This window comes from Vibrio rotiferianus (assembly GCF_002214395.1).
Lineage (GTDB): Bacteria > Pseudomonadota > Gammaproteobacteria > Enterobacterales > Vibrionaceae > Vibrio > Vibrio rotiferianus.
Window position 1 is genome coordinate 2,894,361 of sequence record NZ_CP018312.1, and the last position, 25,319, is coordinate 2,919,679.

Annotated in this window: 27 protein-coding genes and 4 pseudogenes; 11 read left to right on the top strand and 20 right to left on the bottom strand. The window is 42.1% G+C overall.

Annotated features, from left to right (window positions below):
• Positions 1 to 57 precede the first annotated feature (57 nt).
• From rfaD to BSZ04_RS22575, 7 genes and pseudogenes are all read left to right on the top strand, one after another.
• Positions 58 to 999, top strand: a complete 942-nt coding sequence (rfaD, locus tag BSZ04_RS22545) for an ADP-glyceromanno-heptose 6-epimerase (protein WP_088881431.1) — start codon at positions 58 to 60, stop codon at positions 997 to 999.
• Between the two features lie 89 nt (positions 1,000 to 1,088).
• Positions 1,089 to 1,834: pseudogene (locus BSZ04_RS22550) on the top strand (LpxL/LpxP family acyltransferase).
• Positions 1,831 to 2,550 carry a glycosyltransferase family 25 protein gene (locus BSZ04_RS22555; RefSeq protein WP_088881432.1) on the top strand — a complete coding sequence of 240 codons (720 nt, stop codon included), beginning with the start codon at positions 1,831 to 1,833 and terminating at the stop codon, positions 2,548 to 2,550. The pseudogene BSZ04_RS22550 and the gene BSZ04_RS22555 overlap by 4 nt, the downstream one beginning before the upstream one ends.
• Before the next feature lie 3 nt (positions 2,551 to 2,553).
• Positions 2,554 to 3,096: pseudogene (gene waaF / locus BSZ04_RS22560) on the top strand (lipopolysaccharide heptosyltransferase II); the annotation flags it as partial.
• A gap of 15 nt (positions 3,097 to 3,111) precedes the next feature.
• Positions 3,112 to 3,878, top strand: a pseudogene (waaF, locus tag BSZ04_RS22565) (lipopolysaccharide heptosyltransferase II); the annotation flags it as partial.
• Positions 3,872 to 5,158, top strand: coding sequence for a lipid IV(A) 3-deoxy-D-manno-octulosonic acid transferase (gene waaA / locus BSZ04_RS22570; protein WP_088881433.1), 1,287 nt, complete (start codon positions 3,872 to 3,874; stop codon positions 5,156 to 5,158). The pseudogene waaF (BSZ04_RS22565) and the gene waaA, both read left to right, overlap by 7 nt.
• Positions 5,159 to 5,189: 31 nt before the next feature.
• Entirely contained in the window at positions 5,190 to 5,354 is a 165-nt protein-coding gene (locus tag BSZ04_RS22575) for a glycosyltransferase family 25 protein (protein WP_231896312.1), read from the top strand.
• Positions 5,355 to 5,371: 17 nt separating this feature from the next.
• Here BSZ04_RS22575 and tnpC read toward each other — a convergent pair.
• Positions 5,372 to 6,767: pseudogene (gene tnpC / locus BSZ04_RS25495) on the bottom strand (IS66 family transposase).
• 90 nt (positions 6,768 to 6,857) lie between these two features.
• Between tnpC and BSZ04_RS25330 the strand changes: the two are divergent.
• A complete protein-coding gene (locus BSZ04_RS25330) occupies positions 6,858 to 7,079 on the top strand; it encodes a hypothetical protein (RefSeq protein WP_231896313.1) in 222 nt (73 codons plus the stop codon).
• Positions 7,080 to 7,300: 221 nt separating this feature from the next.
• On the opposite strand, the gene BSZ04_RS22590 is transcribed toward BSZ04_RS25330, so the two are convergent.
• The 10 genes from BSZ04_RS22590 to BSZ04_RS22635 all read right to left on the bottom strand — a co-directional run bounded on the left by BSZ04_RS22590 (position 7,301) and on the right by BSZ04_RS22635 (position 15,735).
• A complete protein-coding gene (locus tag BSZ04_RS22590) occupies positions 7,301 to 8,140 on the bottom strand; it encodes a polysaccharide pyruvyl transferase family protein (RefSeq protein ID WP_088881435.1) in 840 nt (279 codons plus the stop codon).
• Between the two features lie 8 nt (positions 8,141 to 8,148).
• Positions 8,149 to 8,997, bottom strand: coding sequence for a glycosyltransferase family 2 protein (locus tag BSZ04_RS22595; protein ID WP_088881436.1), 849 nt, complete (start codon positions 8,995 to 8,997; stop codon positions 8,149 to 8,151).
• A gap of 45 nt (positions 8,998 to 9,042) precedes the next feature.
• Complete coding sequence (locus BSZ04_RS22600) at positions 9,043 to 9,864, bottom strand: formyl transferase (protein WP_088881437.1); 822 nt, start codon at positions 9,862 to 9,864, stop codon at positions 9,043 to 9,045.
• Positions 9,857 to 10,822 carry a hypothetical protein gene (locus tag BSZ04_RS22605; RefSeq protein WP_088881438.1) on the bottom strand — a complete coding sequence of 322 codons (966 nt, stop codon included), beginning with the start codon at positions 10,820 to 10,822 and terminating at the stop codon, positions 9,857 to 9,859. Before BSZ04_RS22605 ends, BSZ04_RS22600 begins: the two co-directional genes overlap by 8 nt.
• Positions 10,819 to 11,508 carry a WbqC family protein gene (locus BSZ04_RS22610; RefSeq protein WP_088881439.1) on the bottom strand — a complete coding sequence of 230 codons (690 nt, stop codon included), beginning with the start codon at positions 11,506 to 11,508 and terminating at the stop codon, positions 10,819 to 10,821. Before BSZ04_RS22610 ends, BSZ04_RS22605 begins: the two co-directional genes overlap by 4 nt.
• A gap of 21 nt (positions 11,509 to 11,529) precedes the next feature.
• Positions 11,530 to 12,612 carry a DegT/DnrJ/EryC1/StrS aminotransferase family protein gene (locus tag BSZ04_RS22615; protein WP_088881440.1) on the bottom strand — a complete coding sequence of 361 codons (1,083 nt, stop codon included), beginning with the start codon at positions 12,610 to 12,612 and terminating at the stop codon, positions 11,530 to 11,532.
• The gene (rfbA, locus tag BSZ04_RS22620) at positions 12,602 to 13,486 is read right to left on the bottom strand and encodes a glucose-1-phosphate thymidylyltransferase RfbA (RefSeq protein WP_088881441.1); all 885 of its coding nucleotides are present in this window, start codon (positions 13,484 to 13,486) and stop codon (positions 12,602 to 12,604) included. Before rfbA ends, BSZ04_RS22615 begins: the two co-directional genes overlap by 11 nt.
• Positions 13,486 to 14,550, bottom strand: a complete 1,065-nt coding sequence (gene rfbB / locus BSZ04_RS22625) for a dTDP-glucose 4,6-dehydratase (RefSeq protein WP_088881442.1) — start codon at positions 14,548 to 14,550, stop codon at positions 13,486 to 13,488. Before rfbB ends, rfbA begins: the two co-directional genes overlap by 1 nt.
• A gap of 80 nt (positions 14,551 to 14,630) precedes the next feature.
• Positions 14,631 to 15,344 (bottom strand): 3-deoxy-D-manno-octulosonic acid kinase, encoded by a 714-nt coding sequence (locus BSZ04_RS22630; RefSeq protein ID WP_088881443.1) that lies wholly within the window; start codon positions 15,342 to 15,344, stop codon positions 14,631 to 14,633.
• Positions 15,345 to 15,354: 10 nt separating this feature from the next.
• Positions 15,355 to 15,735: a diacylglycerol kinase gene (locus tag BSZ04_RS22635; protein ID WP_025547167.1), complete on the bottom strand. Its 381-nt coding sequence runs from the start codon at positions 15,733 to 15,735 to the stop codon at positions 15,355 to 15,357.
• A 127-nt stretch (positions 15,736 to 15,862) separates the two neighbouring features.
• Between BSZ04_RS22635 and BSZ04_RS22640 the strand changes: the two genes are divergently transcribed.
• The 3 genes from BSZ04_RS22640 to BSZ04_RS22650 are packed head-to-tail and all read left to right on the top strand — an operon-like array spanning position 15,863 to position 18,507.
• Positions 15,863 to 16,918 carry a glycosyltransferase family 9 protein gene (locus BSZ04_RS22640; RefSeq protein WP_088881444.1) on the top strand — a complete coding sequence of 352 codons (1,056 nt, stop codon included), beginning with the start codon at positions 15,863 to 15,865 and terminating at the stop codon, positions 16,916 to 16,918.
• 36 nt (positions 16,919 to 16,954) lie between these two features.
• Positions 16,955 to 17,722, top strand: a complete 768-nt coding sequence (locus BSZ04_RS22645; RefSeq protein WP_088881445.1) for a glycosyltransferase family 2 protein — start codon at positions 16,955 to 16,957, stop codon at positions 17,720 to 17,722.
• A complete protein-coding gene (locus BSZ04_RS22650) occupies positions 17,719 to 18,507 on the top strand; it encodes a glycosyltransferase family 2 protein (RefSeq protein ID WP_088881446.1) in 789 nt (262 codons plus the stop codon). The genes BSZ04_RS22645 and BSZ04_RS22650 overlap by 4 nt, the downstream gene beginning before the upstream one ends.
• A gap of 41 nt (positions 18,508 to 18,548) precedes the next feature.
• Here the strand turns inward: BSZ04_RS22650 and BSZ04_RS22655 are convergent, their stop codons facing one another.
• The 9 genes from BSZ04_RS22655 to radC all read right to left on the bottom strand — a co-directional run bounded on the left by BSZ04_RS22655 (position 18,549) and on the right by radC (position 25,230).
• The gene (locus tag BSZ04_RS22655) at positions 18,549 to 19,484 is read right to left on the bottom strand and encodes a glycosyl transferase family 90 (RefSeq protein WP_088881447.1); all 936 of its coding nucleotides are present in this window, start codon (positions 19,482 to 19,484) and stop codon (positions 18,549 to 18,551) included.
• Positions 19,471 to 19,953 (bottom strand): pantetheine-phosphate adenylyltransferase, encoded by a 483-nt coding sequence (coaD, locus tag BSZ04_RS22660; protein WP_029388862.1) that lies wholly within the window; start codon positions 19,951 to 19,953, stop codon positions 19,471 to 19,473. The genes BSZ04_RS22655 and coaD overlap by 14 nt, the downstream gene beginning before the upstream one ends.
• A gap of 9 nt (positions 19,954 to 19,962) precedes the next feature.
• Positions 19,963 to 20,715, bottom strand: a complete 753-nt coding sequence (locus tag BSZ04_RS22665) for a glycosyltransferase family 25 protein (protein ID WP_088881448.1) — start codon at positions 20,713 to 20,715, stop codon at positions 19,963 to 19,965.
• Between the two features lie 22 nt (positions 20,716 to 20,737).
• Complete coding sequence (mutM, locus tag BSZ04_RS22670) at positions 20,738 to 21,547, bottom strand: bifunctional DNA-formamidopyrimidine glycosylase/DNA-(apurinic or apyrimidinic site) lyase (RefSeq protein WP_088881449.1); 810 nt, start codon at positions 21,545 to 21,547, stop codon at positions 20,738 to 20,740.
• A gap of 105 nt (positions 21,548 to 21,652) precedes the next feature.
• Entirely contained in the window at positions 21,653 to 22,129 is a 477-nt protein-coding gene (locus tag BSZ04_RS22675; RefSeq protein ID WP_088881450.1) for a hypothetical protein, read from the bottom strand.
• Positions 22,130 to 22,210: 81 nt separating this feature from the next.
• Positions 22,211 to 23,743, bottom strand: a complete 1,533-nt coding sequence (locus BSZ04_RS22680) for a phosphoethanolamine transferase (protein ID WP_088881451.1) — start codon at positions 23,741 to 23,743, stop codon at positions 22,211 to 22,213.
• 88 nt (positions 23,744 to 23,831) lie between these two features.
• The gene (rpmG, locus tag BSZ04_RS22685; protein ID WP_004410866.1) at positions 23,832 to 24,002 is read right to left on the bottom strand and encodes a 50S ribosomal protein L33; all 171 of its coding nucleotides are present in this window, start codon (positions 24,000 to 24,002) and stop codon (positions 23,832 to 23,834) included.
• 13 nt (positions 24,003 to 24,015) lie between these two features.
• The gene (gene rpmB, locus BSZ04_RS22690; protein ID WP_005467944.1) at positions 24,016 to 24,252 is read right to left on the bottom strand and encodes a 50S ribosomal protein L28; all 237 of its coding nucleotides are present in this window, start codon (positions 24,250 to 24,252) and stop codon (positions 24,016 to 24,018) included.
• A 303-nt stretch (positions 24,253 to 24,555) separates the two neighbouring features.
• On the bottom strand, positions 24,556 to 25,230 hold the full coding sequence (gene radC / locus BSZ04_RS22695) for a RadC family protein (RefSeq protein WP_088881452.1): 675 nt from the start codon (positions 25,228 to 25,230) through the stop codon (positions 24,556 to 24,558).
• Positions 25,231 to 25,319: the final 89 nt, after the last annotated feature.

The following is a 25,319-nucleotide window of genomic DNA, read 5'->3' on the forward strand; positions in this document are numbered from 1 at the left end:
TAAAGGCCTAACTCTGCTAAACTTCTGGAGAAAATTTTAACCTATGGTGGAAGTTCTATGATCATCGTAACTGGTGGTGCTGGCATGATCGGCAGCAACATTGTGAAAGCGCTAAACGAAGCGGGTCTCAACGATATTTTGGTTGTCGACAACCTTAAAAATGGTAAGAAGTTTAAAAACTTAGTTGACCTAGACATCACTGATTACATGGACCGCGATGATTTCCTTACCCAAATCATGGCTGGTGATGACTTCGGCCCTATCGAAGCTATTTTCCATGAAGGCGCCTGCTCTGCGACCACTGAGTGGGACGGCAAGTACATGATGCTAAACAACTATGAGTACTCAAAAGAGCTTCTACATTACTGTTTAGATCGTGAGATTCCATTCCTATACGCTTCATCAGCTGCTACGTACGGCGAAACAGAGACGTTTATCGAAGAGCGTGAGTACGAAGGTGCATTAAACGTATACGGTTACTCGAAGCAACAATTCGATAACTATGTACGCCGTCTATGGCAAGATGCCCAAGAGCACGGTGAAACACTGTCTCAAATCACTGGTTTCCGTTACTTTAACGTATACGGTCCACGTGAAGATCACAAAGGCAGCATGGCGTCGGTTGCGTTCCATCTAAACAACCAAATCAAGGCAGGTGAAAACCCTAAGTTGTTTGCTGGTAGCGAGTCGTTCAGACGTGATTTCGTCTACGTAGGTGACGTATCTAAAGTGAACCTTTGGTTCCTAGAAAATGGCGTATCAGGTATTTTCAACTGTGGTACTGGCCGTGCAGAGTCTTTTGAAGAAGTAGCGAAGGCTGTGATCACTCATCATGGCAAAGGCGAAATTCAAACTATTCCTTTCCCTGAACACCTACAAGGTGCTTACCAGGAATTTACCCAAGCCGATCTGACCAAGCTTCGTGCTGCTGGCTGTGATGTCGAATTTAAGACTGTTGCAGAAGGCGTTGCTGAATATCTAGCAATCCAAAACCAGTAACCTGTCTCGTTAGCCTCTGGCCCTTTGCTAGAGGCTAACTTTCTATAGGCGTATCGCAACGACTTAACACCGAAGAATTGAGCTCATTAATGACTATTCAACGAGACGATTACGACCCTAAAGCATACAATCCCGAATTCGCACGCCACTTCTTGGCGCCTAAATACTGGGGCTCTTGGTTAGGTGTCATTCTATTTCTGCCTCTTTCCCTTCTTCCTTTTGGCCTGCAAAAATGGCTGGCTAAAACACTGGCAGCAAAATTAGCAAAATCACATAAAGGCCCTGCTCATCGCGCAAGGGTAAACTTTGAGCTTTGCTTTCCAGAAAAAAGCTTCGAAGAAAGAGAACAGATGATCGAGAAGACACTGTTCACAGCAGCCATCTTCTTTATCCGCTTTGGCTTACTGAGCCTTCGCTCCTCTAAGTGGTTGCAAAACAACTGTGAAATTCGCGGCTTAAATATTTTAAAAAATCATATCGATAACGGTGAAAATGTCATTCTCATGGTGCCTCACTCTTGGGCTATTGATGTTCCTGCGATTTTACTGGCTTCAATGGGCATGCCAGTATCTGCGATGGCGAAGAAACAGAAAAATGAAGTCACAGACTGGTTGATGCACAAACAACGTGTTCAGTACGGTGGTCGAGTTTATGAACGCTCTGGTGGTATCAAGAGCAAGACGCGAGAACATGTAACCAAGCGATTGAATACTTTGCAAAAGATAAGCCAGAACAGTACATGTGGGTGTTGCAGCTACTGCATTCGCAAGAAAATGGCGATAACTACTACAACTTATTCAAGACCCGATACAACGACGATTGGAAAATACAGTGAAAGTGATTGTTATTAGTTTGAAGCGCTCTATTGAACGTCGAGAGCGAATTAAGGAGCAACTCGACCAAGCGGGAATTGAATTTTCCTTCTTAGATGCAGTTGATGCAAAAGAAACTAATTTCCCATATTCGGAGCGAAGAAACGATCGTTTAACAAGGAAACGATTTGGTTATAAGTTGGTTGATAGCGAAGTGGCATGCTTTGCGAGTCACTTTAAGGCTTGGAGCGCGGCTTTAGAATTGAATGAGCCTCTACTTGTTTTAGAGGATAACTGTGACCTTTCCACAGAATTTTTTGAATATTACCAACATCTCCCAGAGATCGCAGCTGGGTTTGATTTCTTGAAGCTATGCGCGACAAGCCCTAAGAAGTTCAAGAACATCAAGGAGGTTGATTCAAAAGTAAAAATCATCCGTTATTACCGACGAACGTGTGGAATTATGGGCTATATCATTTCACCAAAAGCAGCACAGTCATTCATTCAAAATGCAACTCAGTTTATCGAACCTGTCGATGACTATATGGAAAAACCATATAAACACGGTATTTTCACATACTGCCTCAAACCAGATTTAGTTACTCGAGCAAAAATAGATTCAACTATTGGCAGCTCAAGGAAGAACAAACAAGGTATAACTCTTGTCGACAAGCTTTATATTGAGTCTTTTAGGCTTTATGAACAAATAAAAGACTTTTCTATGAGAGCACCGGATTAAACAATGAAAATACTCATTATCGGCCCTTCATGGGTTGGCGATATGGTGATGTCACAGTCACTGTACAAAGTCATTAAACAGCAACACCCAAACTGCACTATCGATGTTATTGCGCCGGGTTGGTGTAAACCGATTCTTGAGCGAATGCCAGAGATTAACCAAGCGATTGATATGCCGATCGGCCATGGTGAATTAAACTTGTTAGGCCGCCGTGAAATCGGTAAGTCGCTGCGAGAGAAGCAATACGATCATGCTTATATTTTGCCAAAATCTGCGAAGTCTGCCTTAATTCCGTGGTTTGCTAATATCCCGCTAAGAACTGGCTGGAAAGGCGAGATGCGCTTTGGGCTGTTGAACGACTTACGCCCAAATATGAAGTCTTTTCAGTATATGGTTGAGCGCTATGTCGCCCTTGCCTACCCTCAAGCCGAGATGAAGGACTCTTCCTCATTGGGCGGACTGGAAACACTGCCTCGTCCAAGCTTGTTTATTGACAAGAAAGAGCAAGGTGCAACGATCGCTAAGTTTAATCTGAATCAAGAATCTCCTGTGGTTGGTTTGTGGTTTGCTAATATCCCGCTAAGAACTGGCTGGAATGCGCTGGGCTTTGGGCGAACGCTTAAATATGCCCAAATATGGTTGAGCGCTTTCAGTATATGGTTGCCCTTGCCTATGTCGCCCTTGCCTACCCTCAAGCCGAGATGAAGGACTCTTCCTCATTGGGCGGACTGGAAACACTGCCTCGTCCAAGCTTGTTTATTGACAAGAAAGAGCAAGGTGCAACGATCGCTAAGTTTAATCTGAATCAAGAATCTCCTGTGGTTGGTTTGTGCCCTGGTGCGGAGTTTGGACCAGCTAAGAAATGGCCTGAAGCACATTACGCAGAAGTGGCGACTCAGATGGCGAAGCAAGGCAAACAAGTATGGTTGTTCGGTTCGCAAAAAGACCTAGACACTTGCAACAACATAAAGAACCTAGTCCCTCAAGAATTGCATGAGCGCATTTACGTACTCGCAGGGCAAACTAGTCTTATCGAAGCCGTAGACTTACTGGCTGCATGTCGCACCGTGGTTGCGAATGATTCAGGCTTAATGCACGTTGCTGCCGCTGTTGGTTGTAACCTTGTTGCGGTTTATGGCTCAACATCACCCAAGTACACACCACCACTGGCAGAGAAGGTTGAAATTGTTCATACCGATATCGAGTGCCGTCCTTGCTTTAAGCGCGAGTGCCAATTTAAACATCTCAAGTGCTTAACAGAGTTATCACCAAAGCAAGTACTCGATAGCATTGCAAAGTTAGACGCGATAGAGGTAAGCGTATGCTAGTGCGTGCACTGTATACCTTAATACTTACACTTGCTGCACCATTGCTGTTGTTTGGCTTATATAAAAGTAAGCCAAACAAACCTAAATTTGGCCAACGTTGGAAAGAACACTTTGGTAGAACACCAGCACTAGATTGCAAAGAACGGCCAATTTGGATTCATGCAGTTTCTGTTGGCGAGTCTATTGCGGCGACACCTTTAATTAAGGCATTAAAGCAGCAGCACCCTGACCAGCCAGTCTTGGTGACAACCACCACCAGCACAGGCGCTGAGCAAATAGCCAAGCTCGGTGATTTGGTTGAGCATCGATACATGCCTGTCGATTTTTCTTTTGCAGTAAAACGCTTCTTAAAGGTCATTCAGCCAAAGCAAATGTTGATCATTGAAACTGAGCTTTGGCCAAACACGCTCCATGAAGTACACAAGGCTGGAGTGCCAATCACAGTTGTTAATGCTCGACTTTCTGAGAAATCATGCCTCAACTATGCCAAAGTTCAGCCCCTGTTTAACATACTAAACGCATGCTTAACTCAAATAATGTGTCAAACAGAATCAGACGCAGCGCGCTTTGAACGTTTAGGCGTTGAACAAGATAAACTACTCATTACTGGTTCAATTAAGTTTGATATTCATATATCAGACGAAGTAAGAGAAAAAGGAAAAGCACTGAGAGCAATACTTGGTGTAAACCGCCCAGTTTGGATTGCGGCAAGCACACATAAAGGCGAAGATGAGCAAGTTTTAGAAGCCCATAGACAAGTGCTAAGAGCAAACCCTAATGCACTGTTGGTTCTTGTTCCTCGCCATCCTGAACGCTTCGATAGCGTATTCGAACTTTGTCAAAAGCAAGGGTTCGACACAATTCGTCGTACAAGTCAATCAACGGTGATGGAATCAAATCAAGTTTACCTTGGAGATACCATGGGGGAGATGTTGGTTTTGATGGGGGCCGCCGATATCTGCTTTATGGGCGGTAGCCTAGTTGGTAATAAAGTCGGTGGGCATAATGTGCTAGAACCTGCAGCTTTGGGTGTGCCTGTTATTACAGGACCAAGTTATTATAACTTTCAGGTTTTGGTCGACACAATGGTAGGCAAGAAGATAATCGAAATCCTTGGATCACCTGATGCTATGTCACATTATATTGGCAACCTCTTTCATCAACCACATATTAGAAAAACGATTCAGCAGGAACTTCTTAGCTTTACAACTGAAAACACAGGTGCTCTATCCAAAATAATTAACAAACTGGTAATAATAAATGAAAGTTTTTGTGGTTAACTTAAAGCGTTCAATTGAAAGGAAAGTTCGAATGGAGAATACACTGAGTAATGCAGGCATCCCGTTTGAGTTTTTAAAAGCGGTTGATTCTTCCTTCCCAGGTTTTCTTTACTCTGAGCGCCGTAATGAAGCACGAACTCGCAAGAGCTTTGGTTATAAGTTAATTGGGAATGAAATTGTAAGCGTTCACCAGTAGGTACTTGACCTGATGAATTACAGGCTAAAGACGTTGGGGTATGGTTGGCGGAAGGTAACGGCCTGCACGATTTCGGTTAGAGCTGACAAGGTCGGCATGCCTCGCTTATTGCAGCAATATGCAACCTCACACACTTAAACCCTGAACTTGTCACCAGCATCAGATGTGATACCGAAGCTGATCTTTCGTTGAATGACGCAACCACGTATTCGCCGCTCTGCCTCGTTATTGGTGAGTGGTATGGAGATATCGGTTAAGAACATCCATAGGCTTTGCTGGTGGATTTGTAGTTTTTCACATCGGCCTTTGTAACGCTGCACGACTATTCCACTTCCTTTTTGAAGCCAGTAGTCGAACGACTTTCGAAGCCGGTTCATGCGGCAGATATACTGGTCGTACTGGATTTCTGCATTTTCCAAGCGGTGACGCGTTCTAAAAACCATATTCGCGATAAGTGTCAGGCGCTGTCCTACAAAGGCAGTATAACAAGCACCGCTGTAATCGGCTATTTACTGCAGATTTCGCTTCACATGCGACCAACACAGCTGGTGTTTTTCTGGCTTGAGCCAGTTATAGCTTGGGCATTGGTCGGTTACAACCAGACCAGTATAGTTCTCACCTAACATGGTCTTAGCTGAGTGTGCGGAGCGAGTGAACAAGATCTTCTCGTAGACAAGAGCTTCACTGGCAACGAGCCAGCACCACCGTAAACTTTCTTCGCCATTGCGAGGATGAGAGGTTTCGTCAACATGAACCAACGGTGCTGTTTGGATACTATCTCGGATAGCATGTTGCAAAGGGGTCAGCATTGAAGCTACTTTGGTCTGTGCTTCGCTAATGGCCCCAACAGAGAATGTGGTCCCCAATTGCTCTTTTAACAGTGAACGGATTTTGCGGATACTTAAATGATATTGTCCTGCCAGTACGCCGATATAGCTGAGCAGGTTAGGCCCCATGATACCTTGAGGAGCATTATCGGGCTTCGTCGCTCTAACAATCTCATTGCAGGCCTGAAAATAATCGGTACTCAGTGATATCGACCGTTGGTTTTGGTATCTCGTGCACTTGGTGCCGATAAAACGGCTTATCGTGAACAAAGATTTCTGATTTGCCGCTGCACGAACAAGTTGAGTTAGGTAAACAATCAACGACTACATCGGTTTCCTTTAGCTTCGAGAGTTGTCGTTGACGCCCTGTGTGACCCTGTTTAGCTCTTCTCGGATTGCGGCCACCAGAGCTTTGAGCTTTTTTCTTTCCGCCCGCTCTTTGGTGCCATCGGAAGACGGTGGTTTTGATGAGTTTGAGCAACTGTTTTTCAGTTTGCTCCCACAATTCCTCAATGAGTGCGTTAGCTTCATTAATATCAGAGGCAACTGGTGGCGCTTCTGCGAATTTTGATTTTTTCTTTTTCATATGTCCAGCATGAGAGCTGAAAATGATCACTCAAGAAGAAAAAGTGGATCAAATGCGATGAGTCACACTTGATTTGTCAATGCGGGACTGGTGAACGGATACCAAAAATATGATTTCCTCAAACTTGCAGCAACTAAACCTAAATCCTATAAGATCATCTCCTCAGTTGATGAAAATACCAATGTTGTTCGTTTTCTTAGACGCACATGTGGCATCATGGGCTATATCCTTACCCCCTATGCTGCCTCAAAATTTATAGAAAATGCAATAGCGTTTATTGAACTTGTTGATGACTATAGAGATGCCTTATAAACATAGAATATCCACATGTGTTTTAAACCCAGATATCGTCAAAAGAGCCGATATTCCATCTACGATTGGTTGTTCTCGAAAAGACAAATCAGGATCAACCTTATGGAACAAGATGTACATTGAACTTTTTCGGCTCTATGAACAAATACAAGATGGCCTTGTAAAACATCCCGATAGATAGGTTAAGACAAGCCCCGAAACGTTCATTTTGGGGCTTGTTTTTATTTTTTGAATGGGCAACTATCTAGAAGAGGTTGAGTATCTATATTGATGTCGTAATGCTTTGGTAAAGCATATAAGTCTTCAAGGCGAGTGGACTCTGATACTTGGATTGGCAAATTGCAATCTCGTCCTACAGAAAGGTAATAATCGAAGAATTTAAACTCTCCCCCCTCCACAGAATCATCAAATGAAATGTGGTGAGCAGGCACACCGTAAGCATCAGCAATGATAATTCCATGCAGAGAGCTTGAAACAATGAGCTCACAAGATGCAATTTCATCGATAAACACCTGAACATCATCCGTTTCGATATCAATTATTTTTACATCGTCAGGAAAGTTTTGTTTGAAGAATACATCACTCTTATTATTATAATGCGGAATAATACCTAACTTATACACGGTATCTGAATCGTTAGGCTGTATTAGCGAAGGCAGAACCAAAGCGGGATCACCATAAACCTCTGGGCATTCGATCCCCCGAGCGAGCAAGACTTCTCTTGTCTTAGGTCCTCGAACTGCATAAACTTTCTTGGGCTTAAATAGTGGCATTTTTCTGTCCGATATAATACCACTCCCCCACACGATCGCATTATCATTGGAAGACTGTAAGACAGAGCCAATGACCAGATGATGCTCTTTATCAGATTTATCAGATGACCAAATTGCTCTCTTACCAGATAGCTTTTCTACGATAAATTTGTTTACAACATCACCAAAATTAAGACGACCATTCCACCAATGCAGAGCGATTTCAGAAGACGAATCAACTTCTTTAGATTTATCATATTGATATGACAAACGCTTTAAAAAACCACGAAAGCATTTATAGTTTTTCATCCTACCTCCTACTTAAAGATAGATTTAAGTTTATCTTTATAAAACTTAATGTTTCGTTTGTAGTAAAGCTTTAGAAATAGAACAAAATATTTATTGTTATATATTTTATTCAGTTTCCACAGCCTTTGATTCGCTGCTTTAAATTCTCTATCTCGTTTTTTTTGATCAAGGCTTTGCTGTAAAGACCAAGAACCTTCATGCATACTTCTATACACACACATCTTAGCAGGACAATAAATTGCACCTTTACCCAAAGTCATCACCGTTTGTAAGATAGAATGATAGAAGTTTCTCTTAAAGAAGTCTTCATTCTCTGACACCATATCTAATAAAGGCTGGGCGCGTAAAAATATCGATGCCATGGGCATCAAACCTCCTCCTTTTAAGATAACTCTGTTATAGTCAACAACCTGCTCCTTGTCGCCAATATAGCCGTATCCAGAATCCTTTATTTCATCTCCGTACAAGGTAAGTGATGGGTGAAAAGATATATCTACGGATTTCTCTTTTTGCAAGATTTCATATTGTTTCTGAAGCTTATCATTATCAATCCAATAATCATCACCCTCACATATTGCGATATACCTACCTTCCACCTCTGGCAACATAAACGGAATTGGGGAAAAACCTTTAGAGTATTGATTCTCTTCAGGGAAGATGATTTTTATTTTACAATTTCCATTATAGTTCTCCACAACAGAATTTATTATGTCTCTACTATTATCCGTTGAAAAATCATCATATATGATTAATTCAAAATCAAAATTTACGACTTGCTGAAGAATTCCATCCAATGCTAATTTAATGTACTCTTGATGATTGTAACAAGTACAAAGAACTGAAACTTCGCTTTTCATATTTTACCCTATATCTCGGGAGTTATATCACTCCCGATTACAACCTCATGATAAGTTAAACCTAAATAAACCATCGGTAAGTTTAATTAATACAAAACTATCGTTTATCAAGCAACTACTTCCAACTTCAATGTTGCTATAACGAGCAACATAAAATGGATTTGTAACCTTTTGACCAGAGAATGCTTTTATAATAAAACTTCCACATATCACTTCGACTCCCTGAGTTTTATGAGAAAATGCTCGTAAGTAACGCCCAACCTCTTCTGAAGACACTCTTTCAGCATCGAGGCTCAATCGTTCAGGTCTTGAATAATATGAATCTTGACTACTTTGTGCTGTTCCTTGAATTGCAGTCCCGTACTCTTCCATATTGTTTAAGACTTTGTTAAACAATTCGTTTTCTAATTCGAATAGCACTGGGTACAAGAGCTGAACATCTAAATCATCTGTAACTTCGAATGCTTCTTGCGCTAAGATATCCCCTCCATCCAACTCATCGGTTAGATAGTGGATCGTAGCACCTGCTATTTTTTCATTCGACAAGATTGCATGGTTAATGGGGTGACGTCCCTTACCAAGAGGAAGAGGAGATGGGTGGCAGTTAATGTATACCGCTTTGGGGATCTGCTTTTTCAGTAGTAGGTATGGACAACCAGCAGATACGCAAAGTTCAAAATCAAGCTCTGCAAGCTCACTCAATAAACGTGACTTTTCTCCATTCGCCTTCAATATGGTATGTGGAATCTTATCTAACCCAGGTAGATTTTCGTCCGTAACAAATGCATGCACCAAGTTATAGTAAGGGTTGGCAATAAGTGAAGATAGGATCAGGGTACGGTTCCCAATAAAAACAACATTAATCATGCTCAGACCTATTTATCATTTCAATTATGTAGTTCATATCATCACTATCGTAGCGGTGATCAATAGGAATACAAACCAAGTTATCAACCAAGTCTTGCTCCCAAGACTGCTCTAAAACTCGGTCACTAACTTCTTGCCAATATGTTGCTACAAAGATGTTATTTCTAATTAAGTACTGCTTCAGTACTTTGCTAGACAAGTAAGGGTAACACAGCGGTGATTCTGGCGTATTCGGTATTTTTAGGCGGTTTCTTACAGCAAGGCTTTGGTGTAATAGTTCATAATTATTACGGCGTATACGTTCAATGTTCGAGAGGTCTGCGCTCTTCATAATAAATCTAGAATAGTTTGACATGCTAAGTGGATTATATTCACTTAGGTTAGCCTCTGCTTGCAAATAACACTTATAGCCAGCTTTAGCTCCCTTTTCTGCGCGGAGTATCATATGTTCTAACATTGGATAAAAAGTGTTATCTGGTTCGGAAAAATTCAAAGAAGAAACTAAACAGCCACCATCTGCCACCGGCAAAAACTTTCTCGGAGAGTAGATACTAGCCAAAGCTTTAGAGCTAGGTGGAATAAAGAACCCTTGCGCATTATCAACAATTACTCTAGCCCAATAATCCTTAGGCAAATCAGGCAAACGTAAGCCAAAGTAATTAACTATATACAATATAGACGCATTCTTCACTTGTTCATTTATTAATGGTTGCAATTTTTCATCGATATCATACCAAATAATATCACATGGATAGTTTTTGACGACATTTACAACACTATCACATATAAACTTAGGAAGTGCGATACTATCAGGATTCTTTTCTTCCAATATTTTACCGACACATGCCCGACAAGATTGATAATAAACACCATTTTCGAATGGCATTTCCCATCTATCACATGCCTTCCGATATACATCATCTAGTATAGAAAAATAGCCACCTATTTCTTTTTTCATACTAAATAATCCATCAACTTGTCCTGAGGCACATTGAAAATTACATCAAGTATCGAAAGTGCTGGCTCAAATTCAGCTACCTGCACCTGTGAATATGACTTCAATGACACATCTAGAAATTCAAGGGTTAAACCTTGTGCTTGAAAATCTGATTCATTGTATAGATCTCTTCCACCTGGAGGGTTGATATAATTTTTTCCACCCAACTTAACACAACTATCTATAACTCTTTCTTGCGCTTTAAGGTTACGGTTATCTAGACTCGAAGACAATTCAATTTCCGTATCAATACCTAAATATAATTTTATTTTTTCTATAGAGTTGAGAATAAAAAGAAATAGATTATCTTCTTCATTCAACAGAATATCACTAAAAAGCTGATATCCTTCATTAAAGTTCGGGGATTTTCGATAAGACTCTCTTATCTTATTTAATAGTTTGGTTCTTTCTTTCAAGAACGTTGGAGATATAAAACGCTCTCTAACATCAAGGTAATCAGAATCTTTCTTAATAGGAATGGTGAAAGTCTCTACTTTCCCTGAAGCACTTAAGTAACGATTACGATTTATCCAGCCTTTCTTGGTATACTGAATATCATCATAAACAACAAACTTATCTACAGAAGCCAAGAGCTGCCAGTAGCCAATATATGGTAAAAAATAAGGCTGCATAATAGCAATTTTCATACTATGAGAACTCTCACACGGTTAATTTAATATCAATTCTAAAACTTTACACACTGCTTCAACATCATTTGAAGACATACTGGCATGTAGCGGTAGACAAATAATTCCTTTGGATATCTGCTGGCTTACAGGGCATCCAAAACTCAGATTTTCAGGGTAAGCAACATCTAAAGATGGTGTAAAATATCGTCGATGTTCAATATTATGCGCAGACAAGGCATCAAGTAGTCTTCCCTGCTTGTCTTCATCTCTAACGAAAATTGGCATATAAGCACCGTTATACGACGCTTCGGGTAGCCAAAGAGGTAATTCAACATAAGGCTCTAAAAGCGTCCGATACAAACTAAACAGGTGAGATCGATGCTCTATCACCTCTTCGATCTGATCAAGTAGTGTTAACCCTACCGCACATTGATATTCATTCAATTTAGCGTTGATACCAGGCTGCCCTAAAGAGCCATTACTCTGTATGCCAAAGTTAATGAACTCTTTCGCACGTAAATAATCTTCATGGCGCTTGAATATAATTGCACCACCTTCGACTGTATGGAATATCTTAGTAGCATGAAAACTCAATGTACTAGCATCGCCAAAGTTTAAGAGAGACTCCTGACCAACCTTAACTCCAAATGCATGAGCAGCGTCGTATAGAACTTTGACCTTATATTGCTCTGCAATTTCTTTGAAGCTCTCAACTTCACAAGGATTTCCATATACATGCGTTGCAACAACACCATCTACTTGAGAGTTTTCTTTAAGAGCAGCTCTCACAGCATCTGGAGATAAGTTATAAGATTTTGAATCGATATCGCAATAGCTCACATCGATACCTTGCCACATCAACGCTGATGAAGTTGCAACAAAGCTAAATGGTGTAGAGAGCGCAGACTCAATTCCTAAAACCTTACATGCCACCTGAAGTGCCAGCGTACCATTAGAAACTAGCAATAAGTTTTTAACACCCAAAAACGTTTCAAGTCGTGTAGTAAGCTGTTGATGCAATGGCCCGAAATTAGTATACCAACCACTCTCATTTACTTGAGATAAATATTTTGAAAGCTTAGTTAAGTCTGGAGCTAACGGGTTGTTAAGTTTAATTGTCATCTTCGCTCACAATGCTTGATAGGTAGATACCATAATTGTTCTTCTTAAGGGCATCCGCTGCCGCCATTAACTTCTGTTTGCTAATCCAACCATTGTTAAAGGCAATTTCTTCCAAACATGCAATTTTATAGCCTTGTCGTTTCTCTATCGTCGAAACAAATTGAGCAGCATCGAGCAAGCTTTCGTAAGTACCTGTGTCTAACCAAGCAAACCCACGCCCTAGCATTTCTACATTGAGTTCGTTTGCTGTTAGGTACATTTGATTTAATGTGGTGATTTCCAGTTCACCTCGCTCTGATGGTTCTACTTGCTTAGCTCTACTCACGACTTGGTTGTCAAAGAAGTACAGCCCAGTCACAGCATAATTACTCTTTGGTTTAGCTGGTTTTTCTTCGATAGAGATTGCTTTTCTGTCAGCATCAAACTCAACCACACCAAAGCGTTCAGGGTCTTTCACTTGGTAGCCAAACACCGTAGCCCCATTACCGCTCTCTGCCGTCTCAACCGCTTTCTTTAACTTTGGAGAGAAGCCTTGACCATAAAAGATGTTGTCACCAAGCACTAAACATACAGAGTCAGTACCGATAAACTCTTCACCAATGATAAAAGCTTGTGCAAGCCCTTCTGGAGATGCTTGAACTGCATACTCAAGTGAAATGCCAAAATCACTCCCATCGCCAAGCAATCGCTGAAAGCTTGATTGGTCTTCAGGAGTGGTAATCACCAAAACCTCACGAATACCAGCAAGCATAAGTACTGACAGTGGGTAGTAGATCATTGGTTTATCGTATACAGGCAGTAACTGCTTAGATACGCCTCGCGTGATTGGGTATAGACGAGTACCAGAACCACCAGCCAGAATAATTCCTTTCATTATTCCCCACCTCCCAATCGCTCTAAGCTATAGGTGCCATCAAGCACTCGCTGCCACCATTGCTGGTTATTTAAATACCATTCAACGGTCTTACGAATACCGCTTTCAAACGTTTCTTCGGGTGTCCAATTCAGCTCTTGAGCTATCTTTGTTGCATCAATGGCGTAACGCACATCATGACCTGGGCGATCTTTCACATAAGTGATCAGAGCTTCATAAGAGTCGATACCTTCCGGTTTGTTTGGTCGAAGCTCTTCAAGTAACGAACAAATGGTTTTCACGACTTCAATGTTCGCTTTTTCATTGTGCCCACCGATGTTGTATGTCTCGCCAATTTCACCTTCTGTCACAACTTTGTAGAGTGCGCGAGCATGATCTTCGACGAACAGCCAATCACGGATTTGCATACCATCACCGTACACAGGCAACGGCTTGCCATCCAAGGCATTTAGAATCATCAATGGGATTAACTTTTCAGGGAAATGATAAGGGCCATAGTTGTTTGAGCAGTTAGTAACTAATGTCGGGAAGCCGTACGTGCGCTGCCATGCGCGAACCAGATGGTCACTGGACGCTTTAGATGCGGAGTACGGACTGCTCGGCGCATAGGATGTCGTTTCGGTAAATAAATCATCCGTACCTTCTAGATCGCCATACACTTCATCGGTAGAAATATGATGGAAACGGAAAGCAGCTTTGCGTGTCTCATCCATTGTCGACCAATATTGACGAGCCGCTTCAAGTAGGTGATACGTGCCCATTACATTGGTTTCAATAAATGCCGCAGGTCCGTCAATGGAACGGTCTACGTGAGATTCAGCCGCAAGGTGCATCACGCGATCAGGTTGATGCTGAGCAAATACACGATCAAGCTCAACGCGATCACAAATATCGACTTGCTCAAAGTAGTATCGCTCGCTGCTATCGATCTCGGACAGGGACTCAAGATTGCCAGCATAAGTCAGTTTATCTAGATTAATAGCAACATCTTGCGTGTTACGAATAATATGACGAATCACAGCCGAACCGATAAAACCGGCTCCACCTGTCACTAAAATTTTCATTCTCTTCATTGCCTATCGTTTGAGCTTCACCTTGGTGTATATGCTCCAAGTGAATATTTTTGAGCCTTCAATTACCGAGTTCAACGTCGAGTTGCTTGGTAACCATCGAGCAAGGCTTCAAAGTCAATTTCTTGCCACTTTATCTGGCGTTTATCTTGCTCTTTCAAAAATGAACGCTTCAATCGCGATATATTGGCGCTTTGCCATCCAGTGCTGTGCTCAACCTGACACTTGTCAAAATCAATAATCCATACATTTTCATTGTTATCTATCAGTATGTTATGGATATTAAGGTCAGTATGATTCACATTCTCGTTATGCATCTTGGCAATTTCCTGCCCAATTTTACGATACATCATTTCTGAAAGTGATTTCTCTTGCAAGATACTGACCAAGTCTGAAGCATTTGGAATTCGTTCACTGATTAGATCTGCTTTATAAAATAGACCTACTTTGGTTGCTTGCGCTGCAATTGGACGCGGAACATTAACGCCAGACTCACTTAATCGCAATAACAGCTTGAACTCTTCAATCGCTCGGGTCTTCTCCCATCCAGTAAACCAATAGTGATCTTTGACAAGCTTGCCGAACAAGCCGCCACGTCGATAATGACGCAACGCGGCTTGCAGCTGTTGCAATTGAACAAACCATGTTGTGCCCCTTCCCGTCGCACTCCCAACAATCTTGCCTTCTTTACGCCAATGTTCAGCGTCAAAAACAGCTTGAGACGTTGCATCAATGAGGTCAGGGTTGAACCACAAGCATTGATTATTCGTCTGTAACTTCTCAATCATAAGCTACCCGTTAAAACAAATAATGGCTTGCGAGGATGTAAGCCCAGGTAAAACCAGCAAAACCAAGAGCAACCAGAACCGCGGCAGAGCCAATATCTTTTGCTCGCCCACTGAGCTCGTGATACTCGACACCAACTCGATCGACGACAGCCTCTACCGCAGAGTTTAGCAACTCAACAATTAAAACAAGGACGACAACGCCTAACATTAGGATACGTTCAACCATAGTTACATCAAATAGACTAACCAAGACGATAGCGAACACTAGCAACCCTAACTCTTGGCGAATGGCTGCTTCATGTTTAAAAGCGGCTTTAAGCCCTTGAATAGAATAACCTGTCGCTTTCACAATGCGTTTGATGCCAGTATTACCTGGTTTCCCCGTCGTCATTACGTTTTCCTAGTTCATTTCTGCCTTAGAAAGGCATGTCGTTTATTAACAGCAAAGTGGTGTATTTTACATTTATCTTGGGTGTCTGCATAATCTACTGGTTCTTTTTTACTCTTCAGGCACTTGTATGTTCCCTTCTGCTCCAAAATCACTTTGCGTATTACGACTTTCTGCCATTGGTGATGTCTGCAACACCATTGCTGTTATTCAGTCTATTCAAAAACAGTGGCCAGAAACTCAAATCACATGGATCACAGGAAAGCTCGAAGCTCAGTTACTTTCTGCCGTTGAAGGTATCGAAGTGATTACTTTTGATAAGAAAGCAGGCTGGAAAGGCTATCAAGCGCTATGGGAACAGTTGAAGGGAAGAGAGTTTGATGCCTTACTTCATATGCAATATGCGATTCGCGCTAGCATCGCCACGTTAGGAATCAAAGCAAAGTATAAACTGGGCTTTGATAAAGCACGCAGCCAAGATTTTCAGACTTTCTTTACTAATGTAAAAGTCCCTTCTCCGCACTCTTTGCATGTCGTTGATGGATTGATGGCTTTTGCATCAAAAATTGGCGTAACTGAGACCAAGCCATTGTGGTCATTGCACTATCAAGAGGAAGATCTTCAATGGGCGCTACCTCACCTTGATAGCAATAAGCCAAATCTGCTCTTAGTTCCTGGTGCAAGTAAGGCCTACAAAAACTGGAATGCCAATGGCTATGTACAAGTCATTCAACACGCAAGAGCAAAAGGCTGGAATGTGATTCTTGCCGGTAGTCCTGCAAAAGTAGAAATCGATTTGGCGGAGCAGATTCAAGCTCAGCTACCCGAACCTTGTTTGAACTTAGTTGGCCAGAGCAGCCTGCTGCAGATGCTGGCTTTGATTGATAAAGTTGATATGGTCATTGCACCCGATACAGGACCTGCACACATGGCCAATGCGATGAATACGCCAATCATTGGTTTATACGCGCACCATAACCCTCTTCGCGTGGGCCCTTATCGCTACCTAGACTATGTTGTTTCCGTCTATGAAGAGGTCATCTTTGATGAAACTGGGAAACACAGCCAAGATTTGTGTTGGCGCACGCGCGCTAAAGATGAAAATGCCATGAACCGCATCACCAGCGATCAAGTTATCGCTATGTTTGAACGCATGTTAGAAGATTTGTTTCCACAATATCAGTAAACTGCAACTGTATAACACGTAAAGAAGGAAGCTCTCTTGCCTAAACCAACCTTAGCCGTCGCTCTTATTGTAAAAAATGAAGAAAAACACCTTCAAGCTTGTCTCGATACCGTTAAAGATTGGGTCGATGAAATCGTCATCCTCGACTCGGGCAGCACCGACAGCACGGAGTCTATCGCAAGACAGTATACCGACAAGTTTTATACCAATACCGAATGGCCTGGGTTTGGTAAACAGCGCCAGCGAGCACAACAGTATGTCACCGCCGACTATGTACTTTGGTTAGATGCAGACGAACAAGTCACACCAGAACTGAAAGAGAGCATCTTAAAAGCGGTGGAAGCCGACAAGCCCAATGTGGTTTACAAAGTAAACCGTTTGAGCGCTGCATTTGGTAAGTTCATCTATCACTCAGGTTGGTCTCCAGATTGGATTGTACGCTTGTACCGCACCTCCTACACGCACTACAACGATGCATTAGTACATGAGAAGGTTGAAGACAAAGGCCACTCAGCCATCAAGCTTGATGGCCGTTTGCATCACTACACTTACGAACATTTGCATCACTACATCAATAAAACCACAGGCTACCTAAAAGCATGGACTGATGAGCGAGAAGGAAAGAAAAAATCCGGCCTTAGCACAGCTATTCTTCATGCATTAGCCAGCTTCCTAAAAATGTATGTACTTAAACGTGGCTTTTTAGATGGCAAACATGGGTTTATTTTGGCTTGGCTTAGCATGCATTCTACGTTTGTGAAATACATCGACCTTTATTTACGGGAACAGGCAAAGAAACAATGAAAACAACTTTAATTATCACGACTTACAACTGGAAAGAAGCCCTGAAATCCGTGTTGGAAAGTGTCAAACGCCAAACCGTATTGCCTGATGAAGTTATTGTTGCTGACGACGGGTCTCGAGAAGACACCAAAGCGATGATTGACCAAATGCGTGAAGGTTTTCCTGTTCCACTTTTACATAGCTGGCATGAAGATAATGGTTTTCAATTATCTATGAGCAGAAACCGTGCAATTGCGAAAGCGTCTGGTGATTACCTGATTATGATCGATGGTGACATGGTGTTATCTCAAACCTTTATCGAATCACATAAGCGTGTAGCAAAACCCAATTGGTTCGTCCAAGGTGGTCGAGTACTAACTGACGAAGCATGCAGTCGTGAAATCATGGAAAATGGGCTCGTACCTTCTGTCTTCAGTAAAGGCATCCGCAACCGCAAGAACTGCATTACCAACTCGCTATTGTCGAATTGGTTTTCCTACGAGCGTAACAACGATAAGGCAACCCGTGGCTGTAACATGGCTTTTTGGCGACAAGATGTCATTGAAGTCAACGGCTTCAACCAAGATTTTGTTGGCTGGGGACGTGAAGACAGTGAGTTCGTCCATCGTATGCTGAATTCGGACAAGTCACGCCTTTACCTGAAATTCGCTGGCGTGGGCTACCATCTATATCATGTAGAAAACTCACGCGCGTCGCTGGGTCAAAACGATGAGATCTTGGACAATACGATCAAGAATAAACTGAAGCGCTGCGAAAATGGTGTTGAGCAGTTCCTTAACGATTAAGGCGCTCTCGAATAGTGGAAAAGGGGCATTATGCCCCTTTTTTATTTTTGTTCAGACAGCTGGAAGTACTTATCTGCAACCATCAAAGAAATTAAGCGCTCTCGCTTTAGATCTTTAAACTGTTCTACCCATTGATGGGCATTCGCTACGATGTCTAATGCTTCTTGCTCATGCTCAAGGTAGTAATCCATCTTCTCAATTAAGTCAGAGTAATCCTCTTTGACTTCAACATAATGAATACCAGCCTGTAGACGACCTTCCATAAACCAAGTCTCGTACTTAGGTTTAGACATGATCACCAATGAGTTTGAAGACATGGCCCACTTTAGGTTAGTTGCAACATCATTTCCCTCAATACAGAGAAGAAATTTATACTGCAATTGTTCTTCAATGCTCATGAAGCCCTTTTCCCAAGGTTGCCCTTCTTCAGGTCGAGTTTGACCGATGTTACAACGAGGGTGATCATAAAAAGCTTCAATCACTTTACGTCGATGAGGCTGAAACCCGACACCACGCCATGCCACCATATTTTTTTTGCCTTGATAAGCCATGTTATCGTCAACAAACTTAAAGTGACGAACTTGATTCAGTTTCAGTACGATGGAGTTTTGATTCTCATCGCTGATCGGACGGCTTTTAATAAAACTTGGGACGTTTGGTACATGCACCACGTCACCATTTAAGTAATTAAAAGAGTAATCAGGAGAGAAATAACGAACCACCTGTTTAATATCGAAGTAGTAAGTCCAACCCTTGGTCTTTTTAAATGAGCTAATTTTCGCAAAGCTCTCTTCATTAGGATCGACTGAGAATGCTTGGTTGCACTTATTGTAATAAGCAACTCGATCCAAAAGGTAATCTTGCTCAACTTTACTGACACTAGAGAGCATGCGCTTCGCCTGCATTCGATAAACGAAACCCGGAATTAGTAGCGCTAATGCATTAGAAAAGTAGTAAGGAAATTTACTGTCTTTCATTCAATTTCTTCTCGATTGCCTTAGCCACTGGCGCTGGTACAAACTGATCAATGTTTCCACCATGAATAGCAACCTCACGAACGATTGTCGATGAGAGGAATGCAAACTCTTCTTCTGGTGTTAAAAATACACTTTCAAGGCCTGGTAGCAACTTCCTGTACATATTGGTTAAACCAAATTCGTATTCAAAGTCGACCGTTGTACGTAATCCTCGAATCAACACTTTTGCCTGTTCATGCTTAGCAAAATCGACCAGTAGTCCTGAAAAACCTTTTACGCTTACACCAGGAAGATGAGCAACAACCTCTTCCATCAAAGCGACCCGTTCTTCAAGGCTAAACATAGTATTTTTGGATGGGCTAGCAGCAACGCCAATGATGACTTCATCAAACATCTCATGCGTCCGCTCGATCAAATTTAAATGCCCATTAGTTACGGGATCAAAGGTGCCTGGATATATCACTTTCATTGGCTTTACTCAGTATCTTTTTACATTTTCAAAGCTAGCTAAACGCTTTTTACTCAAGTTGGTCACAATGTAGCGCTGATAGCCATCACGAAAGAAAGAGGTCAGCCCGGTAAACTTACTCTTTTTTCTTTGGCTCAATTCACTTTCGAATGCACCGTTTTTACTGCCTTGAAACACCACCGGAGGATCCATCCAAAACGTATTGTAGTTCAAGACATCACGCATATGTGTTTGGAATGCATCGATTGGTAAGTCAGTTTGGTTAGACTCAAAAAAGCCGACGATTTTCTTCGCGACATCCAAATGAATGACATATCCACCGCAGCGTTTTGTATGTGATGCCAGATAACACAACTGCCCTGGTTTTTTTACCTTAAAAGGAACGGAGCGGTTGCTATGTTCAATGTTCACAATGAAGTTCACTTCATCACGCATTTCTTCATCAACGCGTTGCAACTGTGCCAATGTATCGTTCGCCAAAAAAGCATCATCTTCCAGAACTAAGGCACGCTCAATACCTCGCTTGACCATTTCTTCATAGACAAGAATATGCTTATAAGCACAAGACAGCTCTGGTAGCTTGTCGTTGCCTGTGAAGTACTTTGCTTTCACTTCTGGAGTCAGATCTTTGATATCGCCACGAAGCATATATTCAAAGTTAGCAATCCCTCTCTCTGGAAGGTGCTTATCAATATGGTGTCTGCGCTCTTCATAGCCTTCACTAACATGAATAACAAACACGTGATCTAGAAAACTGGTCATGGGATCTATTTCTCTAAGAGGATTACTGCTGACACTGAGGACAGAAAAACGTATTTCTTTGCCCTATTTTTACGGTTTCGATAATCGTACCACATTCAGGACATGGCTCTCCCTCTTTACCATAAACTTGAAGCTCTTGCGCAAAATATCCTGGCTTACCATCAGCTTGAGCGAAGTCTTTTAACGTAGTGCCACCTTGGTTTATCGCCACCTCGAGTGTCAGCTTGATGTTTTTTACTAAACGCTGCCACTCCTCTTGGGTTAACTTGCCAGCAGGGCGAATTGGGTGGATATGAGACTTAAACAAAGACTCGTTGGCGTAAATATTACCTACCCCCACCACCACTTTATTGTCCATAATGAACTGCTTAACCGCAACACGCTTACTTTGGGCTTTCTCCGCCACGTAATCCGCATTGAACTCTTCCGTTAAAGGCTCTTGCCCCATATTATCTAATACCGCATGTGACTCATTGGGAGCGCTCCACAGCCATGCCCCAAAACGTCGAGGGTCGTTATAGCGTAATATCTTGCCATTGAGTAACTTAAGGTCGACATGATCATGTTTACCAGCCGGAAAATCAGCATCTAACACGCGCAATGATCCCGACATTCCTAAGTGAACAATCGCGCTACCCTCATCCGTTTCAATCAATAGGTACTTTGCGCGGCGACTGATATTGCGAATCACCTGCCCCTCTAGCTTTTTAAGTTCTTGAGGAATATCCCAGCGCAGTTTCGGGGTCCGGAACACAAATGCCTTGATTGTTTGCCCAAGCATATGCGGACTAATCCCCATTCGGCTAACTTCAACTTCGGGTAATTCAGGCATTTGATTCTCCTTAACAGCACTAAGCTCTACATTAATGAGCGATTAGCATAATAGAAAAGCATCACTACAAACACAGCTTTAACAAAGGGTTATTCTATCCTGCCTTTACTTTGGCATGATGTAGCTGCCGTCTACAGAAATGGCTATCCACTTATCTTGCCAATTGTAAAATAGCCAAAAGTCGTTGAGGCGATAAAAAGTGATTCGCTGTGGTTCTTCCAATCCTTGGTACCAAACTTCAATGCTCTCAGGAGAAGAAAGACGCGGCTTTAACTGCTCATATTGTTCAGAGGTAAGCTCAGTTCCCTCTAATGATTGCCAGCGAGTGATGATTTCTTGTACGGGGATATGGGCCTTGATGTTCGATTGCCACTGACCATTTTGCTTCTCGACTTCCCAGCCAGCAAAATAGATAGCACTCACTTCATGATCAGAGCGCAGTAAGTTCGGATAAAGATCGACTTGCTCATCGATAAGGTAGGTTTTGATCCAGTTGGGTGCATTGAGAATCACCATGAAGGCAATAATGCCCAAGATTAGAATGTTATTCCAACGTCGACGTCGCTGAACTCTGCGTGGCATACCGTTACCTCACTTCTTGGGCGCTTAACCAGCAGCGACTCTCAATGATGTAACTGCTGGTTCTTCTTAATCACCTTTCATTCATGATTGAATAGGATCATCGTTAAGCGTGTTGAATTTGATTAACTCACCTTCACCATTATTCACTTCTGGCTCATCAGCATGCGAAGAGAAGAAAGATGGTAGAGCATCCAAACGCTGACTAGAGACTCCCATCATTTCAGAAATGGCTTTCACCATAGTAAATCCGTTGCGAGGATAATCAATAACTTCCCTTGCCGTAAACTCAGAGCCTGTGAAAAATAGCGGTACTTCGTAAGCCGCTTTCACTGAAGGATCATGACGTAGGTTTTGTCCATCATCCCGATGTCCTAAACCATGATCTGACACATAAACCAAATTGTAAGGAATCGGCTGTTGTTTCGCCATCTCATCGATACGTTGGATTAACTGGTCGGTCTGTTTAATCGACTCTATATAGCAAGATATCTTGTCGCCATTAAAATCGAATTCAACTTCTCCTTCAATACGGTCACAAAAACGTGGATGAGAGCCAATCAAATGCACCACGATTAGCTTGGATTTCTCATTCGCAGTTAGTGCTTGTTGAACTCTTGGTAGAAGCGTTGAGTCATAAACATTAGAATCTCTAAAGCTTCCACTGCGCGTAAACGAAACATGCTCAGCATAGTTAGCTATCGCACTGATCCCAGTATCAAACTGGCCCATACGACCTTGGTTAGAGATCCAGAACGTTTCAACCCCAGCTTTTTCAGCCAGCGTATTAATGTTGTTGTTCAACTCAACATTAATACCATCATTCATCGTCACGTAGCGCATCACCGAAGTGAATGTATTGGGGCCCGGTGATAAAAACTCCGTCCACACCTGTCCTTGCGCACTCGACATAAACGGTGTGTTTTGGAGTGGTAGACCATAAGCGTTCATATAATCTTTGCGAACACTTTCACCAATAATAAAGATTGTATTCTTCGCGGAAGTTGGCTTCTTGGTAATCACCCAAGATGACGGCACTTCTTTCTGAGCCATTATTTCCGCATTGTATTGGTAGTACTTGTCGTAAGAATCATACCAATCAAAGAAGAATCGTACCGGCGGGTAACGCATGTAAGACAGCAGTGCGTGGGTGTAATTGGCATTAACGTTACGGTCGATAATGGTTCTTACTGGCTTACTCAACAAGAGAAATGAGAATAAGATTAAGCAAACCGCTGATGTTTTCCGGCCTCTTAGCGGCGGAACAAACTTGAACATGAAGAAACCAAAAAAGGCAAAAATAGCCGCAATGACCAGCGTTTTAATCTCTAGGTCATTAAAAAACTCGAAAGCTTCTGATGGGTTGGTTTCAATAAGAGAAGAGGTAATTGTGAGGTTTGGGTAACCATAATTCCATGAGACGGGAATGTAACAAGCGGCGATGATGACGAAAGCACCAAATAACCACTGCCCAACTCGGTAGTTCTTTAAAAATGCGATGGTAATTGATAACAGAATCAAACCATCAGCTTTAACTTCATACCCCAAAGCGATGGTCAGCATTAACGCTAGAAGTACCAGTATCACGAACTGCAAGGCTTTAAATCCAAAATGCATATTAGTTCAGCTCCTAATAACTACTGCTTATAATAAAAAACCCAGCTCGAGAGCTGGGTTTTTTTAATCGTCAAAGAGACTCAATCAATTACTTGATTTTCGCTTCTTTGTACATAACGTGCTGGCGTACAACTGGATCAAATTTCTTGATCTCAAATTTGCCTGGCATGTTACGCTTGTTCTTATCAGTTGTGTAGAAGTGGCCAGTACCTGCTGAAGATACTAGACGGATTTTCTCACGAACGCCTTTCTTTGCCATTGCCTATTTCCTCTTAAACGTTTTCGCCACGTGCACGAATATCAGCAAGAACAGTATCGATACCTTTCTTGTCGATGATGCGCATACCTTTTGCAGTAAGGCGTAGTTTAACAAAACGTTTTTCGCTCTCTACCCAGAAACGATGAGTTTGTAGGTTCGGCAGAAAACGACGCTTAGTAGCATTTCGTGCGTGTGAACGGTTGTTACCCGTTACTGGACGCTTACCAGTTACTTGGCATACTCGTGACATGAATGTCTTCTCCAAAATCGTTTCAGCTCGATATCAACCTTGGTGGCCGAACCTCTCTATTTCTTGGAAAGAAGTTAGAGGTTAAGAACCGCTATGGAAAATCCATACAAGGCTATCAAAGGTCGCGCATTATACTAACTTGATATGCATTGCTCAAGACCCGAACAGATCCTTTTTACAGGTTTTCGTGATCTTTTTTTAGACAGCAGGTTTTTTCTAGCAGTCCAAGCTGAATTCAGTTAAAAATTTAGTGGCGAGGATGATAGCAGATTTTTAGCAACTAACAACCTAAAAAATGCACAGTTATATCCACCCTCTTTCTGCAAAAGAAACGCTTTCACCATCACCGATAACGAAATGGTCCAAAATTCGAATATCCACCAGCGCTAAAGCGTCGATTAAACGCCGGGTAATCCTTCTATCTGCTTGGCTAGGTTCCGCCACACCTGACGGGTGGTTGTGAGCCAAAATCAATGCAGCGGCGTTGTGGTGCAAGGCGCGTTTGACTACTTCTCTTGGATAAACCGAGGCTGCATCGAGTGTTCCTTCGAATAAAATCTCATCTTTTATTACCCGATGTTGGTTATCTAGGAAAAGAATGTAAAAAGCCTCTCTTTGGCGATCTCTTAATATAGAAGAAAGATAAAGTTTAGTTTGCTCTGGGCTGGTTAATGCGTCACCACGCTTTAGTGTTTCTGCTAAATAGCGTTGCGTCATTTCCAGAACAGCTTGTAATTGAACGTATTTAGCTTGTCCTAACCCTTTATGTTGGCAGAACTCTTGCTCTGAAGCTGAAAATAACTGGCGCAGCGAACCAAAATCTTGAATGAGAAAATCTGCCAGCTCAATGACATTCATTCCTTGCGTGCCAGTACGAAGGAAGATAGCCAGTAGCTCTGCATCGCTCAATGCTTGTGGCCCTCTGCGCAGCAGTTTCTCTCTTGGCATCGATTCACTGGGCAAGGTTTTAAGTATCATCAATGGGACCTGTTCGTTAAACTGCCCCTATTGCACTAAATAAAAAGCGAAAGCCGAAGCCGACTTTCGCTTTTTTCGTTAGCCACTAC

What these genes read in the sequence shown, in the direction of transcription:
- mutM (WP_088881449.1), bottom strand. Translation starts at nt 21,547, where the DNA reads ATGCCTGAATTACCCGAAGTTGAAGTTAGCCGAATGGGGATTAGTCCG.
- radC (WP_088881452.1), bottom strand. Translation starts at nt 25,230, where the DNA reads ATGATACTTAAAACCTTGCCCAGTGAATCGATGCCAAGAGAGAAACTG.
- BSZ04_RS22655 (WP_088881447.1), bottom strand. Translation starts at nt 19,484, where the DNA reads ATGAAAGACAGTAAATTTCCTTACTACTTTTCTAATGCATTAGCGCTA.
- BSZ04_RS22640 (WP_088881444.1), top strand. Translation starts at nt 15,863, where the DNA reads ATGTTCCCTTCTGCTCCAAAATCACTTTGCGTATTACGACTTTCTGCC.
- BSZ04_RS22635 (WP_025547167.1), bottom strand. Translation starts at nt 15,735, where the DNA reads ATGACGACGGGGAAACCAGGTAATACTGGCATCAAACGCATTGTGAAA.
- waaA (WP_088881433.1), top strand. Translation starts at nt 3,872, where the DNA reads ATGCTAGTGCGTGCACTGTATACCTTAATACTTACACTTGCTGCACCA.
- rfaD (WP_088881431.1), top strand. Translation starts at nt 58, where the DNA reads ATGATCATCGTAACTGGTGGTGCTGGCATGATCGGCAGCAACATTGTG.
- BSZ04_RS22615 (WP_088881440.1), bottom strand. Translation starts at nt 12,612, where the DNA reads ATGACAATTAAACTTAACAACCCGTTAGCTCCAGACTTAACTAAGCTT.
- rfbB (WP_088881442.1), bottom strand. Translation starts at nt 14,550, where the DNA reads ATGAAAATTTTAGTGACAGGTGGAGCCGGTTTTATCGGTTCGGCTGTG.
- BSZ04_RS22665 (WP_088881448.1), bottom strand. Translation starts at nt 20,715, where the DNA reads ATGACCAGTTTTCTAGATCACGTGTTTGTTATTCATGTTAGTGAAGGC.
- coaD (WP_029388862.1), bottom strand. Translation starts at nt 19,953, where the DNA reads ATGAAAGTGATATATCCAGGCACCTTTGATCCCGTAACTAATGGGCAT.
- BSZ04_RS22680 (WP_088881451.1), bottom strand. Translation starts at nt 23,743, where the DNA reads ATGCATTTTGGATTTAAAGCCTTGCAGTTCGTGATACTGGTACTTCTA.
- BSZ04_RS22610 (WP_088881439.1), bottom strand. Translation starts at nt 11,508, where the DNA reads ATGAAAATTGCTATTATGCAGCCTTATTTTTTACCATATATTGGCTAC.
- BSZ04_RS22605 (WP_088881438.1), bottom strand. Translation starts at nt 10,822, where the DNA reads ATGAAAAAAGAAATAGGTGGCTATTTTTCTATACTAGATGATGTATAT.
- BSZ04_RS22575 (WP_231896312.1), top strand. Translation starts at nt 5,190, where the DNA reads ATGGAGAATACACTGAGTAATGCAGGCATCCCGTTTGAGTTTTTAAAA.
- BSZ04_RS22630 (WP_088881443.1), bottom strand. Translation starts at nt 15,344, where the DNA reads ATGATTGAGAAGTTACAGACGAATAATCAATGCTTGTGGTTCAACCCT.
- BSZ04_RS22590 (WP_088881435.1), bottom strand. Translation starts at nt 8,140, where the DNA reads ATGAAAAACTATAAATGCTTTCGTGGTTTTTTAAAGCGTTTGTCATAT.
- BSZ04_RS22675 (WP_088881450.1), bottom strand. Translation starts at nt 22,129, where the DNA reads ATGCCACGCAGAGTTCAGCGACGTCGACGTTGGAATAACATTCTAATC.
- rpmB (WP_005467944.1), bottom strand. Translation starts at nt 24,252, where the DNA reads ATGTCACGAGTATGCCAAGTAACTGGTAAGCGTCCAGTAACGGGTAAC.
- BSZ04_RS22600 (WP_088881437.1), bottom strand. Translation starts at nt 9,864, where the DNA reads ATGATTAATGTTGTTTTTATTGGGAACCGTACCCTGATCCTATCTTCA.
- rfbA (WP_088881441.1), bottom strand. Translation starts at nt 13,486, where the DNA reads ATGAAAGGAATTATTCTGGCTGGTGGTTCTGGTACTCGTCTATACCCA.
- BSZ04_RS22650 (WP_088881446.1), top strand. Translation starts at nt 17,719, where the DNA reads ATGAAAACAACTTTAATTATCACGACTTACAACTGGAAAGAAGCCCTG.
- rpmG (WP_004410866.1), bottom strand. Translation starts at nt 24,002, where the DNA reads ATGGCAAAGAAAGGCGTTCGTGAGAAAATCCGTCTAGTATCTTCAGCA.
- BSZ04_RS22595 (WP_088881436.1), bottom strand. Translation starts at nt 8,997, where the DNA reads ATGAAAAGCGAAGTTTCAGTTCTTTGTACTTGTTACAATCATCAAGAG.